1 protein-coding gene is annotated in these 451 nt (G+C 69.8%); it reads left to right on the forward strand.

Annotation, left to right across the window (positions count from 1 at the left end; translation table 11 throughout):
- The coding region (locus BST27_RS30850) for an AMP-binding protein (RefSeq protein WP_139805527.1) at nt 1-451 on the forward strand (451 nt) is incomplete at both ends.

Raw genomic sequence — 451 nt, forward strand, 5'->3', positions numbered from 1 at the left:
GCACCGATGTGTTCGATGCGGCCAGCATCGAGGCGCTGCTGCAACGCTGGGAGCGGGTACTGGCGGCGATGGTCGCCGATGCGGGGCAGCGGTTGTCGGCGATCGATGTGCTGGACCCAGCCGAACGTCTGCGGCTGGATGAGTTGGGTCGACGGTCGGTGCTGACCCGCCCGGCCGATACCACGGGGTCGGTGCCGGTGTTGTTCGCCGCGCAGGTGGCCCGCACGCCGGAGGCGGTGGCGGTGACCTTCGAGGGATCGTCGTTGTCGTATCGGGAGCTGGATGAGGCGTCGAACCGGTTGGCGCACTTGTTGGTTGAGTCCGGTGCGGGTCCGGGCCGGTTCGTGGCGTTGCTGCTGCCCCGTTCGGCCGAGGCGGTCGTGGCGATGTTGGGGGTGCTCAAGGCGGGGGCCGCCTATGTGCCGATCGACCCCGCAGTCCCAGTGGCGCG

Origin of the sequence: Mycobacterium intermedium (genome assembly GCF_002086275.1) — a bacterium.
Taxonomy (GTDB): Bacteria; Actinomycetota; Actinomycetes; order Mycobacteriales; family Mycobacteriaceae; genus Mycobacterium; species Mycobacterium intermedium.